Below are 13,099 nucleotides of genomic sequence, written 5' to 3'. Positions count from 1 at the left end.
CCCACATGTCGACGACCGGGGCGCGCTCGGCCGCCGGCACGTGCCGCCCCGGCGGGAGTGGGAAGGGGTGGTCAGTCGATGAGGTCGCGCACCACGATGGTGTCGTCGCGGTCCGGGCCCACGCCGATCGCGGACATCCGGGTGCCGCTCATCGACTCGAGCGCCTCGACGTAGGCGCGGGCGTTCGCCGGCAGGTCCGCCAGGGTGCGGCAGCCGGTGATGTTCTCCTCCCAGCCGTCGAAGTACTCGAAGATCGGCTCGGCGTGGTGGAACTCGGTCTGGGTCATCGGCATCTCGTCGTGCCGGACGCCGTCGACGTCGTAGGCCACGCAGACCGGGATCCGGTCGATGCCGGTGAGGACGTCGAGCTTGGTGAGGAAGTAGTCGGTGAAGCCGTTGATCCGGGAGGCGTGGCGGGCCATCACGGCGTCGTACCAGCCGGTGCGGCGGGGACGGCCGGTGTTGACGCCGAACTCGCCGCCGGTGGTGCGCAGCCGCTCGCCCATCTCGTCGAAGAGCTCGGTGGGGAACGGACCGGCCCCCACACGGGTGGTGTAGGCCTTGATGATGCCGATGGCCCGGGTGATGCGGGTCGGCCCGATGCCCGAGCCCACGGACGCGCCGCCCGCGGTGGGGTTGGAGGACGTCACGAAGGGGTAGGTGCCGTGGTCCACGTCGAGGAAGGTCGCCTGACCGCCCTCCATGAGGACCACCCTGTCCTCGTCGAGCGCCTGGTTGAGCAGGTAGGTGGAGTCCACGATCATCGGGGCGAGCCGTTCGGCGAAGCCCAGGAAGTACTGCACGACCTCCTCGACGTCGATGTCCCGGCGGTTGTAGAGCTTGACCAGCAGCTCGTTCTTCTGCCGCAGCGCGCCCTCGATCTTCTGCCGCAGGATCGACTCGTCCAGGACGTCCTGGACGCGGATGCCGAGCCGGCCGACCTTGTCCATGTACGCGGGACCGATGCCGCGGCCCGTGGTGCCGATCGCACGCTTGCCGAGGAAGCGCTCCGTGACCTGGTCCATCGTCTGGTGGTACGGGGCCACCAGGTGGGCGTTCGCGGAGATCCGCAGCCGGGAGGTGTCCGCCCCGCGTGCCTCGAGACCGTCGATCTCCTCGAAGAGGGCCTGGGGATTGACGACGACGCCGTTGCCGATCACGGGAACGGCGTTGGGGCTCAGGATGCCCGCCGGCAGGAGCTTGAGCTCGAACTTGTCGCCGCCCACCACCACGGTGTGCCCGGCGTTGTTGCCGCCGTTGGGCTTGACCACGTAGTCCACGCGGCCGCCCAGCAGGTCGGTGGCCTTGCCCTTGCCCTCGTCGCCCCACTGGGCGCCGACGATCACGATTGCTGGCATTGAACGACTCTCCTGCCTGGAAGGAACGGGACTTCTCCCGCGGGACCCGGCGGAGGCGCGCACCGGCCGGGCACGACAACGCCCCTGCGCCGGCCCGCTCCCGTCCGCACGCCCGAGGCGGCGCGGCGCCGGCAGGAGAGGGCCCAGGGGCTCGTACCGTGCAAGTCTAGCGGTCCGTGGCCGGGGGCCCGCGCAGGCACGTACCCGCACCTGTGATGACGTGACACGAGCAAACCGACACGGTTGAATGGCCGGACAGGTAGTCCACATCTCGCCGGGGCCGTCGCCCGGGGACCCGGAGGACCCGGGCGTCCCGCGTCGCGCGCCAGGCGCTGAGCCGGTCGGAGGGCCGCAACGATGACACAGTCGACGACGACATGGTGGAACGGGACGACACGGTGGAACGGGACGACGCGATGGAGCAGGAAGCGGAGCGCGACGGCGGTGGGGGCCGTGGCGGCGATGGGGCTGCTGAGCGCCTGCGGGGGTTCCGGCTCCGAGGAGGAGGCGGGCAGCACCCTGTCCCAGGCCCAGGAGTCGGGCAGCATCACCGTGGGGTTCGCCGGTGAGGCTCCGTACAGCTTCGAGGAGAACGGGGAGCTGACGGGGGCCACCGTGGCCCTGCACCGCGAGATCTTCAGCGCGCTGGGGATCGACGACCTCGAAGGGGTCAACACCGAATTCGGTTCCCTCATCCCCGGGCTCACCGCGGACCGCTTCGACGCCGTCAGCGCCGGCATGTCGATCCTCCCGGAACGGTGCGAGCAGGCGGCCTTCAGCGACCCCGAGTTCATGTACACCACCGCGCTCATGGTCGCGGAGGGCAATCCGTACGGCCTGCAGACCCTCGACGACGTGGCCGCGAACCCGGACGTGCAGCTGGTCACCATGACCGGCGCCATCGAGTCCTCCTACGCGGACTCGCTCGGCATCGACAACCGGGAGGTCGGCGGCCCGCAGGACGGCATGGACGCCGTGGTCAACGGCCGGGCCGACGTCTTCGCCCTGACCGGCATCTCGCTCAACTGGATGGCCGAGAACAACCCCGACGCCCCGGTGGAGGTCACGGAGTCCTACGTCCAGGAGATCGACGGCGTGCCGCAGGTCGGCGCCGGCGGCACCGTGTTCCGCACCGAGGACGAGGAGCTGCTCCAGGCCTACAACGACGAGCTGCAGAAGATCGTCAGCGACGAGCAGCGCTACCTCGACATCGTGGGACCCTACGGGTTCACCGCGGCGGAGCGCCCGGACGGCTCCGTCACCACGCAGCAGCTGTGCGAGGGCGACCTCGCCGACGCCGGGACCCCGGAGCCCGCCCCGGCGGAGACCGGCACGTCCCAGCCCACGGCCGAGGACACCGCCGCCGCCCAGCCCACGGCGCAGGACACCGCCGCCGCCGAACCCACGGCCGAGCAGACCGCCACGGAGCCCGGCGAGTAGTCGTGGGCGAGAAGCTCGAGGCGCTGGCGGCGTTCCTGCCCCGGCTGCTCGACGGCGTGCTGGTCACGCTGCAGCTGACGCTGGGCGGGGCCGTCGGCGCCTTCGTCCTGGCGGTGGGGCTGGGGCTGCTCTCCCGCTCGGGGACCGCCGCCCTCCGGGTGCTGGCGCGCGTCGTCGTGGAGTTCTTCCGGGGCACGTCCCTGCTCGTGCAGCTGTTCTGGCTCTTCTTCGTCCTGCCCCTGCTGGGCGTGCGGCTGGATCCCATGACGGTGGGCATCCTCGCGCTGTCGCTGAACTTCGGCGCGTACGGGGCGGAGGTCGTCCGGGGCTCCATCGCCTCGGTGGACCGGGGCCAGTGGGAGGCCACGCACGCGCTCGGGATGTCCGGCGTGCACCGGATGCGCCGGATCATCTTCCCCCAGGCGTGGGCGCTCATGATCCCCTCCCTGGCGAACCTGCTGATCCAGCTGCTGAAGGGCACCGCGGTGGTCTCGTTCATCACGCTCAGCGACCTCACCTTCCGGGTGAACCAGCTGCGGCAGAGCACCGGTGACACCCTGTTCGCCTTCACCGTCGGGCTGGTCGTCTACTTCGTCCTCGCCTATGCCCTGACCCTGGGGATGAACGCCCTGGAGGTGCGCGCGAAGAACACGCTGGGCCGGGGTCCGTCCCTGCGCGAGATCTGGCGGCCCGCGCGCCCGAAGATCGCCGAGGCCGGGAGCGGGACGCCATGATCTGGAGCTGGGAACGCACGGTCGAGGCCATTCCCCTGCTGCTGGAGGGGTTCCGGATCACGCTCCTGGCCACGGTGCTCGGCACGGTCATCGCCGCGCTGCTCGGGCTGCTCATCGCGGTGCTCAAGCGGGTGCTGCCCACTCCCCTGCGGCTGGCCGTCCACTGGATCACCGAGTTCATCCGGATGACGCCGCTCGTGGTGCAGCTGCTGTTCGTCTACTACCTGCTCACCGATGTGACCGCCCTGGTCATCGGCATCGCGGTGATCGGCGTGCACTACTCCACCTACATGGCCGAGAGCTACCGGGCCGGGATCGACTCCGTGCCGAAGGGGCAGTGGGAGGCCACGCAGGCGCTGTCCCTGCCGGCGTCGCGGACCTGGCGCGCGGTGGTCCTGCCGCAGGCCCTCCGGGCCACGATCCCCTCGTTGGGCAACTACGCCGTGGCCATGTTCAAGGACACCCCGTTCCTGTTCGCCATCTCCGTGGTCGAGCTAGTCACCTCCGCCCAGCAGTTCGGGGCCCGCAACTTCGCCTACACGGAGGCGTTCACCCTGGCCGGGCTGATCTTCCTGCTGGCCAGTTACCCGACCTCCATCCTGATCCGCCGATTGGAGAAGCGCCTTGCCCACTACTGAGCACGGGGACGAGGTCCCCGGACAGCACTCCCCCCGAGACCCGGGTCCGCGGGCCGGAGGCCCCGGCCAGGTGCCCGCCGTGGAGTTCCGCGACGTCGTCAAGCGCTTCGGCGAGCACACCGTGCTCAACGGGCTGAACTTCACCGTCGACCGCGGTGAGCGGGTCACGCTGATCGGTCCCAGCGGATCGGGCAAGACCACCATCCTGCGGCTGCTGATGACCCTGGAGGACCTGACGGAGGGGTTCATCCTCGTGGGCGGTGAGCCGCTGACCCACGAGCTGCGCAACGGGCGGCGGGTGGAGCTGCCGGCCAAGCGGAAGAAGCAGATCACCCGCCGGATCGGCATGGTCTTCCAGCAGTTCAACCTGTTCCCCAACATGAGCGTGCTGGACAACATCACCGAGGCCCCCGTGCACGTGCTGGGGCTGAAGAAGTCCGAGGCGCAGGAGCGGGCCATGGGCCTGCTGAGGCAGGTGGGGCTCGAGGAGAAGGCCTCCGAGCACCCCTCGCGGCTCTCCGGCGGCCAGCAGCAGCGCGTGGCCATCGCCCGGGCGCTCGCCATGGACCCGGAGATCCTGCTCCTGGACGAGGTGACGTCCGCGCTCGACCCCGAGCTCGTGGACGACGTGCTCAACGTCCTGCGCGAGGTCGCGGAGACCACGGACATCACGATGCTCATCGTCACCCACGAGATGCAGTTCGCCCGCGACGTGTCGCACCGGGTGATGATGTTCGACGGCGGGCGGATCGTGGAGGACGGGGACCCCGAGGACATCTTCACCGCGCCGAAGAACGACCGGACGAAGACCTTCCTGCGGGCGATCCTCTGAGCCGTGCCCGGCGGGTCAGGGCCCGGGCGCCGGCCGGGGGATCAGCGGCTGCTCGGCCCGGGCCCGCAGCTGCTGCACCACCCAGGTGTTGCCGTCCGGGTCGCTGAAGCCGAAGAGCGTGCCGCCGTCCCGCTCGTCCACCACGGTGATCTCGCCCGCCGCCACGCCGCGGGAGAGCAGCTCCTCGCGCGCGGCCCGGGCGTCGGGGACCACCAGCTGCAGCCCGCGCAGCGACCCGGGGACCATCTCCCGGTGGGCGGGGAGGTCGCCGACCACGATCGAGCACCCCGACCCGGGCGGGGTGAGCTGGGCGATGTCCATCTGCTCCGTGGCCGTGCGGTGGTCCAGGCGGAAGCCGACCCCGTCCCGGTAGAACGTGATGGCGCGATCGATGTCCGCGACCGGCAGCAGGACCACCTCGAGCGTCCAGTCCACGGTCATGCTCCTTCCGGCGCGGGCCGCCCGGTCAGCAGCTCCTCCAGCCGCTCGTAGCCCTCGGCCATCCCGGACTCCATGCCGGTGGACAGGAACTGCTCGCGCGACTCGACGGACGGGTGGACCGACCGGCCCGTGAGCCGGCAGCGTCCGCCGGGCAGGTCCTCGAACGTCGAGTACTCGAGCGTGACCACGTCCGGCCAGCCCTCGAACTCGAACGTCTGGACGATGAGGGCGTCCGGCCGGACGGTGTGGAAGACGCCGCGGAAGGCGTACTCGTCACCGCCCTCCGCGCCGCGCTGGACGAACCGGTAGGACCCGCCGCTGCGGCAGTCGAAGCCGTCGATCCGGGTCTCGAGCCCGCGCGGGCCGATCCACTGCCGGTACAGCTCCGGGTCCGTGTGGGCGCGGAAGACCTCGGCCGCGGGGGCGTCGAACTCGCGGGAGTAGTCGACGCAGGGGACGCCCTCGGGCGCCGTGACGTGCAGGGGGTTGGGCATGACGTGCTCCTCGGTGGTGGACGGCTCAGCGGACCCGGGCGGCGAGCAGCTCCTCGAGCCGCTCGTAGCCGTCGGACAGCCCGCTCTCCATCCCGGAGCCGGCCATGCCGTCACGGGCCTCCTGGGAGGCGTGGACGGTGTGGCCGACCAGCCGGCACCGGCCGTCCCCGAGGTCCTCGAAGCGCAGGTACTCGAGCTCGACCACGTCCGGGTAGCCCCCGAACTCGAAGGTCTGGACCACGAGCTCGTTCTCGCGCACGGTGTGCAGGACGCCGCGGAACGCGTAGGAGACGCCGTCCGGGCCGGTGTGGTGGTACTCGTAGGCGCCGCCGGTGCGGAAGTCGTAGGAGTCGACCTCCACGTGCGTGCCGCGCGGCCCCAGCCACTCGCGCAGCAGGGCGGGATCGGCGTGCGCGCGGAAGACGTCGGCCACGGGGTGGTCGAACTCGCGCTCGAAGTCGATGAACGGGAGGCCGTCGGGGACGGTCAGGTGCAGAGGGTGTCCCATGGTTCAGTCCTGGGTGTGCTCGCCGCGCTCCGCGGCTCGGGTGTCGAGCACGGCGTCGAGGCGGCGGAACTGCTCCTCCCGGACCAGCCGGTACCGGTCGATCCATGCGGTGAGCGCCTCGAGCCGTGCGGGGTCCAGATGGACGGGCCGGCGCTGGGCGTCACGGGTGCGCGTGACGAGCTGCGCCTGCTCGAGAACCTGGATGTGCTTCGAGATCGCCTGCATGGAGATCGCGAAGGGTTCCGCCAGTTCGGTGACCGTGGCCGGTCCGCGGCTGAGCCGGGCGACGATGCGGCGGCGGACCGGGTCGGCGAGGGCCAGGAAGGCCTTGTCGAGGAGGTCGTCGTCGCCGAGGTCCACGGTGTTTGTCAACTGATTCCTTGATCAACCTGTTGGTTGTTAAAGGCTAGGTCTCCCGCGCTGCCCCGGCAAGGTCCGAGACCGGATCGTGACGGACGGGTCCCCTGCCGGGCTCCGCGGGCTCAGAGGGCTCCGCGGCCTCCGAGGGCTCCGCGGGGAGCTGCGGCGCGCCGGGTCCGGTGCGCGGCCGCACGGCGGCGGCCAGACAGGCCGCCGTGACGACGGCCAGTGCGGCCGCCACCCCGCGGTTGACGAAGAACGCGTGGATCTGGGAGTGGTTGCTGAGCACCGTGTACCAGAGGGGCACGGCCAGGGCGGGCAGGCCCAGCACGGCAGCGAGTGCCCACCGGGCCGGGCCTCCACGGCGCAGCGCCAGGGCCAGGCCCGCGCCCGCCGCGAGCAGGCAGCCGGCCAGCACGAGCCCCGAGGTGGGCACGACCTCCCACCAGTAGGCGAGGTTGCGGCGCACGCCCGCGCCGAACGCCTCGGAGACGCCCGCGTGGTCGCCCCCGGTGCGGTTCCCCACGTTTCGGCGGACCACCTCCAGCGTGGCCGGGACGCCCAGGAAGGCGGCGGCGAAGACCCACCGGGCGAGCCACGTGAGAGCGAAGGCCGCCGGCCAGACCAAGCCGCTCACGACCACGGCCGCGACGGTCCCCCGCAGCGCCCCGGTGCGGCACCAGACCACCGCGCCCACCACGAACGAGGACATCGCCCAGGGCACGGCGGGGGTCGTGAGGAGGTCGACGAAGCAGAACAGCGCCGCGCCCAGCGCCACCCCCGCGTACGCGGTCCGCGGCGAGCGCCCCGCCCCGAGCGCGGCGAGGACCACCGACAGGAAGATGAAGGCGATGGAGATCGACTGGCTGAAGGACGTCGAGGGCGTGGACAGCAGGTTGGTCCCCACCAGGTAGGGCAGGGTCAGGGCCAAGGCCACGGCGGCGGAGGTCCGGGCGCGGACCGCGAGGAACGCCCCGCCCAGGGCGAGCACCATGAGGGTGCCCGAGACGATCCGCAGGCCCTCCAGGCCGGTCAGCGCCAGCACGGGGCGGGTGAGCACGGTGTAGCCCGCCCAGTACTTGTAGTAGTCGTTGTCGGTGAGCACGGCCCCCTCGGACAGGGCCCGCAGCTGCTCCGGGCCGCCGCCGCAGGTGGCGAGCCGGGGCATCCGGACCGCCCGGCTGAACGCCGACTCCTCCGGGGACGCGCCCAGGCCCGTGCCGGCCACGACGCATTCGGTGAAGGTGTCCGCGGGGCCGCCCATCCGGTCGATCGTCCCGTGGGGGCCGTAGGTGCCGTCCTCGACCGCCGCCAGCAGGTGCTCGACGATGGGCCGGTCCGGCACCGCCTGGCCCGCCGTCAGCAGCCCGAACAGGGCGAACTGCAGGACCACGAGCATCCCCAGCCCCTGGGCCCAGGGCAGCAGGGGGAGCAGACGGGACCGCGGCCCCTCCCGCCCCGCACTCACGGCAGCTGCCGCCGCTGCTCCGCGCCGTGGGACCCCGCCCGGTACGGCACGTCCCCGCCGCTCCACGGGGGCGCCGGCTGCCGCAGGTAGAACAGCCGGGAGGCCTCCCGGCGGATCTTGGCCTGGCCGCTCAGCAGCACGCCCATGAGCAGGAACACCCCGGCCAGGATCACCAGGGAAGCGGCCAGGAACGCGGTCGGGAAGCGCGGGACGAGGCCGGTGCTCGCGAACTCCGCGACCACGGGCAGGCCGAGGGCCAGCCCCAGCACGAACAGCGCCAGCGAGAAGGCCCCGGTGACGAGGAACGGGCGCTCGTGGAAGAGCAGCTGCCCGAAGACGCCCAGGATCCGGAAGCCGTCGTGATAGGTCCGCAGCTTGCTCTCGCTGCCCTCCGCCCGGTCGCGGAAGCCGACGGCGACCTCGGCCTGGGGCATCCGCGCGTTGACGGCGTGCACGGTCAGCTCCGTCTCGATCTCGAAGCCCCGGGAGAGACCGGGGAAGGACTTGACGAAGCGGCGCGAGAAGACCCGGTAGCCGCTGAACATGTCCGAGACCTTCCGCCGGAAGGCGAAGGTGACGAGCGCGTTGAAGAACCTGTTGCCGGACTCGTGCCCCGACCGGTAGGCGGTGCTGGTGACCTGCCGGCGCACGCCGACCACGTGGTCGTAGGGCCCGGCCAGCAGCGTCTCGATCAGGGTGGGGACATCGGCCACGTCGTAGGTGTCGTCGCCGTCGATGAGCACGTAGACGTCGGCGTCGAGGTCCGCGAAGGCGCGCCGGACCACGTTGCCCTTGCCCTTCTCCTCCTCACGCCGCACGTGCGCCCCCGCACGCCGCGCGGCCTCGGCGGTGCCGTCGGTCGAGCAGTTGTCGTAGACGTGCACCTCGATGCCGGGCACCGCGGCGAGCAGGTCGGTCACGACCCGTGCCACGGCCGCCTCCTCGTTGTGGCAGGGCACGACGGCGACGATGCGGGGGGTGGAGAGCATGGGCACTCGCTCCTGCGGTGGCGGGCGGGGATGGCTCGTCCATTATGACGAGCGCGCGCGGGGCGCAGGCCTGCGCTCCGCCGCCCGTGCGTCGCCGCGCGTCCGTGTTGCGCCCTGTGACGTCGCGGTCGTCACAGTCGGCGCACCGGCGTCTTCTGGGCGCCGGCACTTGGCAGCACGGCGGGGCAGCCGGTGGAATGGGGTCTGCATCTATCCAGAGCGGCTGAGAGACCTGGCTCGTCGACGCCGCAGCAACCATCCGCGCCCCGCCACGGGGCGCGGAACGGTGCTCCCGCCAGGACCGATGGAGCTGTCGCAGCCTCCCGGGTCCACCCCGGGACGGCTGCTGCCCTCCCTCGGGGTGACCCTTGGAGGAAGAACGTGACACCACGCCCGATCGCCCGGCCGGCGCCGCCGTCCCTGTCCTACGAGCTCTATCCACCGCGCAGCGCGGCGAGCGCCGACACGCTGCTGCGGACCATCGAGGCGCTCGAGTCCACCCGCCCCGATCACGTCTCGGTGACGTACAGCGGGGACGAGCAGCGCCGGGACAGCTCCCTCGCCCTGCTCGACCACCTGCTGGCGCGCACGAGCCTGCGGCCCCTGGCGCACCTGACGTGCGTCGGCAGCACCCGGGCCGAACTGGAGCGGACCGTGGCCACGCTGGTCCGCCGCGGCGTCCGCGGCGTCCTGGCCCTGCGCGGGGACCTGGACCCGGGGGCGGAGCCGGGCGAGCTGCGGCACGCCGGGGAGCTCGTGGAGCTCGTGCGCGAGGTCGAGCAGCGCCACACGGCGGCCCTGGCGGCCGGCCGGCTCGCCGTGGGCGTGGCCGCGTACCCGACCCGGCACCCGGAGTCGCCCTCGTTCCGCCACGACGTCGAGGTGCTGCTGGCCAAGCAGCGCTCCGGGGCGGACTTCGCGATCACGCAGGTCTACTTCCGCCCGCAGCGCTACGAGCGACTGGTCGCGGCGGCACGGGCGGCCGGGGTGACCATCCCGATCGTCCCGGGGATCATGCCGGTCACCGACCCGCGGCGGCTGCGGACGCTGTGCCGGCTGGCCGGCCTGGCGCCCCACCCGGGTCTGGCCGCCGCGCTGGAGGACGCGCCCGGTCCCGTCGAGCGGCACCGGGCCGGGGTGGCCTTCGCGGCGCGGCTGGCCCGGGCCGCTCTGGACGCCGGTGCCCCCGGCCTGCACCTCTACACCTTCAACGAGCACCGGGCCGTGCTCGACCTGCTCGAGCACGTGGACCTCCCGCGCGTCCCGCACGTGCCCGTCCCGCTCGACGAGCTGCTGCTCCCCGCCTGAGCACGCGCTGCCCCACCGTTCCGCACGACCTCTCGACACCTCTTCAGGAGATTTTCATGACCACTGTCCCGTTCCCCGCCGCCACCATCACCGGCTACCCCCGGATCGGCCGCCGCCGCGAGCTGAAGAAGGCCCTCGAGGCCTACTGGGCCGGGCGCTCGACCCGCGAGGAGCTCGAGTCGGCGGCCGCCGACCTGCAGCTGGCGACCTACCGCCGGCTCGTGGAGCTGGGCCTCGGGGCCCAGGACTCCTCCCTGCCCGCGGCCTTCCCCCTCTACGACCAGGTCCTGGACACCACCGTGGCCCTCGGGGCGGTCCCGTCCCGCTTCGCCGACCTCGCCGACGCCGAGGGCCGGCTCGACCTGGACGCGAGCTTCGTGCTCGCCCGCGGCGACGCCGGGCGCGCTCCGCTGGAGCTGACCAAGTGGTTCGACACCAACTACCACTACCTCGTGCCCGAGATCGGCCCGCGGACCCCGTTCCGCGCCACCGCGGACCGGCTGGTGGCCGACGTCCGCCGCGCCGCCGCGCACGGCTTCACCGTCCGGCCGGTCCTCGTGGGCCCCGCGTCCTTCCTCCTGCTCGCCAAGGCCGACGACGACGCCCCCGCGGGCTTCGACCCGCTGCAGCGGCTCCCCGAGCTGCTGCCCGTGTACGCGGAGCTGCTGCAGGAGCTCGCCGCGGCCGGCGCGGACTGGGTGCAGCTGGAGGAGCCGGCTCTCGTGGCGGACCAGCACGTCCCCGCCGAGCAGCTCGCCTCGGCCGTGTGGGACGCCTACACGGCCCTGACCGCCGTGGCCGGGCGCCCGCAGCTGTTCGTCACCACCTCCTACGGCTCCCCCGGGCCGCTGCTGCACCCGCTGGCCTGCTCCGGGGTGGAGGCCCTGCACCTGGACCTCGTCAAGGGCGCGACCCCGGCACCCGAGGAGCTGGAGTTCTTCCGGGGCGAGGACTCCGCCGTGCTCGTGGCCGGCGCCGTGGACGGGCACAACGTGTGGCGGGCCGACCTGGCCGGCGGGCTCGACCGGCTCGCGGAGCTGGCCCGCGGCGGCGCCCAGGTGTCCGTGGCCTCCTCCACGTCCCTGTTCCACGTCCCGCACGACGTGGCCGAGGAGACCCGGCTGGACCCGCAGCTGCGGAGCTGGCTGGCCTTCGCCGATCAGAAGGTCGGCGAGATCGTCACCCTGGCCCGCGGTCTCGCCGCCGGGGCGGAGGCGGTGGCGGGGCAGCTGGCCGAGGCGGCCGAGGCCCGCCGCACCCGGCAGGACGCGGCGGGGGTCCGGGACGCGGCCGTCCGCGAGCGCGCCGGCTCGCTGACGGCCGCGGACATCGAGCGGGCGGACGCGGCGGTCCGCCGGGCCGCGCAGGAGGGCCGGTCCTTCACGGCGTCCGGGCCCCTGCCCCCGCTGCCCACCACCACCACCGGCTCCTTCCCCCAGACCGCCGAGGTCCGGGCCGCCCGCGCCCGGCACCGCGCCGGCGCCCTCACGGACGCCGAGTACGACGCCTTCCTGCGGGAGGAGATCGAGCGGGTCGTGCGGCTGCAGGAGGAGCTGGGCCTGGACGTGCTGGTGCACGGCGAGGCCGAGCGCAACGACATGGTCCAGTACTTCGCCGAGCACCTCGACGGCTTCGCGACCACCGTCCACGGCTGGGTGCAGTCCTACGGCTCCCGCTGCACCCGCCCGTCGATCCTGTGGGGCGACGTCAGCCGACAGGGCGAGGGCCTGCGCGGCGAGGCGTTCACGGTCCCGTGGATCCGGCACGCCCAGTCCCTCACCGACCGCCCGGTCAAGGGCATGCTGACGGGCCCGGTGACGATCCTCGCGTGGTCCTTCGTGCGCGACGACCAGCCGCTCGGGGAGACGGCGAACCAGGTGGCGCTCGCGCTGCGGGACGAGGTCGCGGACCTCGAGGCCGCCGGGATCGGGATCATCCAGGTGGACGAGCCGGCGCTGCGGGAGCTCCTGCCGCTGCGCCGGGCGGACCAGCCCGCCTACCTCGGCTGGTCGGTGGACGCGTTCCGGCTGGCCACCTCGGGGGTCCGGGACGAGACCCAGATCCACACCCACCTGTGCTACTCCGAGTTCGGCGAGGTGGTCGGGGCGATCGACGGCTTGGACGCCGACGTCACGAGCATCGAGGCGGCCCGGTCCCGGATGGAGGTGCTGACCGACCTCGAGGCCGCCGGCTTCTCCCGGGGCATCGGGCCGGGCGTGTGGGACATCCACTCCCCGCGCGTGCCCTCCCAGGAGGAGATCGAGCAGCTGCTCGAGCGGGCCCTCGAGCACGTCCCGGCGCGGACCCTGTGGGTCAACCCGGACTGCGGCCTGAAGACCCGCGGCTACGAGGAGACGAAGGCGTCGCTGGAGCACCTCGTGGCGGCGGCCCGGACCGCGCGCGAGCGGGTGGCGCAGCCGGCGGGCCGGCCGCTGATCGTCCAGCACGGCACGCGCGGCTGACCCCGGGCGCACCGGCCGGTCCGCCGGAGCCCGCGTGACCACGGAGCCCTGTGGTCACGCGGGCTCC

General features: G+C 72.9%; 13 protein-coding genes and 1 riboswitch. Of the genes, 6 read left to right on the top strand and 7 right to left on the bottom strand.

Annotation, left to right across the window (positions count from 1 at the left end; all coding sequences use genetic code 11):
* Window positions 1-71 precede the first annotated feature (71 nt).
* The gene (locus ABD220_RS15330; RefSeq protein WP_344124005.1) at window positions 72-1,358 is read right to left on the bottom strand and encodes an adenylosuccinate synthase; all 1,287 of its coding nucleotides are present in this window, start codon (window positions 1,356-1,358) and stop codon (window positions 72-74) included.
* Window positions 1,359-1,820: 462 nt separating this feature from the next.
* Here ABD220_RS15330 and ehuB point away from each other — a divergent pair, with 462 nt between their 5' ends.
* The 4 genes from ehuB (at window position 1,821) to ehuA (ending at window position 5,002) form a co-directional block, all read left to right on the top strand.
* On the top strand, window positions 1,821-2,798 hold the full coding sequence (ehuB, locus tag ABD220_RS15325) for an ectoine/hydroxyectoine ABC transporter substrate-binding protein EhuB (RefSeq protein ID WP_344124790.1): 978 nt from the start codon (window positions 1,821-1,823) through the stop codon (window positions 2,796-2,798).
* A 2-nt stretch (window positions 2,799-2,800) separates the two neighbouring features.
* Window positions 2,801-3,532 carry an ectoine/hydroxyectoine ABC transporter permease subunit EhuC gene (gene ehuC, locus ABD220_RS15320; protein ID WP_344124003.1) on the top strand — a complete coding sequence of 244 codons (732 nt, stop codon included), beginning with the start codon at window positions 2,801-2,803 and terminating at the stop codon, window positions 3,530-3,532.
* Entirely contained in the window at window positions 3,529-4,170 is a 642-nt protein-coding gene (gene ehuD, locus ABD220_RS15315; RefSeq protein ID WP_344124001.1) for an ectoine/hydroxyectoine ABC transporter permease subunit EhuD, read from the top strand. Before ehuC ends, ehuD begins: the two co-directional genes overlap by 4 nt.
* Before the next feature lie 79 nt (window positions 4,171-4,249).
* Entirely contained in the window at window positions 4,250-5,002 is a 753-nt protein-coding gene (ehuA, locus tag ABD220_RS15310) for an ectoine/hydroxyectoine ABC transporter ATP-binding protein EhuA (RefSeq protein WP_425552572.1), read from the top strand.
* A 15-nt stretch (window positions 5,003-5,017) separates the two neighbouring features.
* Here ehuA and ABD220_RS15305 read toward each other — a convergent pair whose 3' ends face one another.
* From ABD220_RS15305 to ABD220_RS15280, 6 genes are read right to left on the bottom strand one after another with little or no spacing between them, the layout of a single operon-like run.
* Window positions 5,018-5,437 carry a VOC family protein gene (locus ABD220_RS15305; protein WP_344123999.1) on the bottom strand — a complete coding sequence of 140 codons (420 nt, stop codon included), beginning with the start codon at window positions 5,435-5,437 and terminating at the stop codon, window positions 5,018-5,020.
* Between the two features lie 2 nt (window positions 5,438-5,439).
* Entirely contained in the window at window positions 5,440-5,937 is a 498-nt protein-coding gene (locus ABD220_RS15300; protein ID WP_344123997.1) for an SRPBCC family protein, read from the bottom strand.
* Between the two features lie 25 nt (window positions 5,938-5,962).
* Entirely contained in the window at window positions 5,963-6,445 is a 483-nt protein-coding gene (locus tag ABD220_RS15295; RefSeq protein WP_344123995.1) for an SRPBCC family protein, read from the bottom strand.
* 3 nt (window positions 6,446-6,448) lie between these two features.
* A complete protein-coding gene (locus ABD220_RS15290) occupies window positions 6,449-6,805 on the bottom strand; it encodes an ArsR/SmtB family transcription factor (RefSeq protein ID WP_344124788.1) in 357 nt (118 codons plus the stop codon).
* A 46-nt stretch (window positions 6,806-6,851) separates the two neighbouring features.
* Window positions 6,852-8,273, bottom strand: a complete 1,422-nt coding sequence (locus tag ABD220_RS15285; protein WP_344123993.1) for a hypothetical protein — start codon at window positions 8,271-8,273, stop codon at window positions 6,852-6,854.
* On the bottom strand, window positions 8,270-9,262 hold the full coding sequence (locus tag ABD220_RS15280; protein ID WP_344123991.1) for a glycosyltransferase: 993 nt from the start codon (window positions 9,260-9,262) through the stop codon (window positions 8,270-8,272). Before ABD220_RS15280 ends, ABD220_RS15285 begins: the two co-directional genes overlap by 4 nt.
* A gap of 207 nt (window positions 9,263-9,469) precedes the next feature.
* Window positions 9,470-9,573: riboswitch (SAM riboswitch) on the top strand.
* Between the two features lie 70 nt (window positions 9,574-9,643).
* Here ABD220_RS15280 and ABD220_RS15275 point away from each other — a divergent pair.
* Together ABD220_RS15275 and metE are read left to right on the top strand one after the other, a co-directional pair.
* A complete protein-coding gene (locus tag ABD220_RS15275) occupies window positions 9,644-10,570 on the top strand; it encodes a methylenetetrahydrofolate reductase (RefSeq protein WP_344123989.1) in 927 nt (308 codons plus the stop codon).
* Between the two features lie 56 nt (window positions 10,571-10,626).
* On the top strand, window positions 10,627-13,032 hold the full coding sequence (metE, locus tag ABD220_RS15270) for a 5-methyltetrahydropteroyltriglutamate--homocysteine S-methyltransferase (protein ID WP_344123987.1): 2,406 nt from the start codon (window positions 10,627-10,629) through the stop codon (window positions 13,030-13,032).
* Window positions 13,033-13,099 lie beyond the last annotated feature (67 nt).

This window comes from Kocuria aegyptia, from assembly GCF_039530085.1.
Lineage (GTDB): Bacteria > Actinomycetota > Actinomycetes > Actinomycetales > Micrococcaceae > Kocuria > Kocuria aegyptia.
This window is presented reverse-complemented; position numbering and strand designations above follow the sequence as displayed.

Coding starts and splice junctions, on each gene's coding strand:
- ABD220_RS15330 (WP_344124005.1), bottom strand. CDS start 1,358: ATGCCAGCAATCGTGATCGTCGGCGCCCAGTGGGGCGACGAGGGCAAG.
- ehuB (WP_344124790.1), top strand. CDS start 1,821: ATGGGGCTGCTGAGCGCCTGCGGGGGTTCCGGCTCCGAGGAGGAGGCG.
- ehuD (WP_344124001.1), top strand. CDS start 3,529: ATGATCTGGAGCTGGGAACGCACGGTCGAGGCCATTCCCCTGCTGCTG.
- ABD220_RS15300 (WP_344123997.1), bottom strand. CDS start 5,937: ATGCCCAACCCCCTGCACGTCACGGCGCCCGAGGGCGTCCCCTGCGTC.
- ABD220_RS15295 (WP_344123995.1), bottom strand. CDS start 6,445: ATGGGACACCCTCTGCACCTGACCGTCCCCGACGGCCTCCCGTTCATC.
- ABD220_RS15280 (WP_344123991.1), bottom strand. CDS start 9,262: ATGCTCTCCACCCCCCGCATCGTCGCCGTCGTGCCCTGCCACAACGAG.
- metE (WP_344123987.1), top strand. CDS start 10,627: ATGACCACTGTCCCGTTCCCCGCCGCCACCATCACCGGCTACCCCCGG.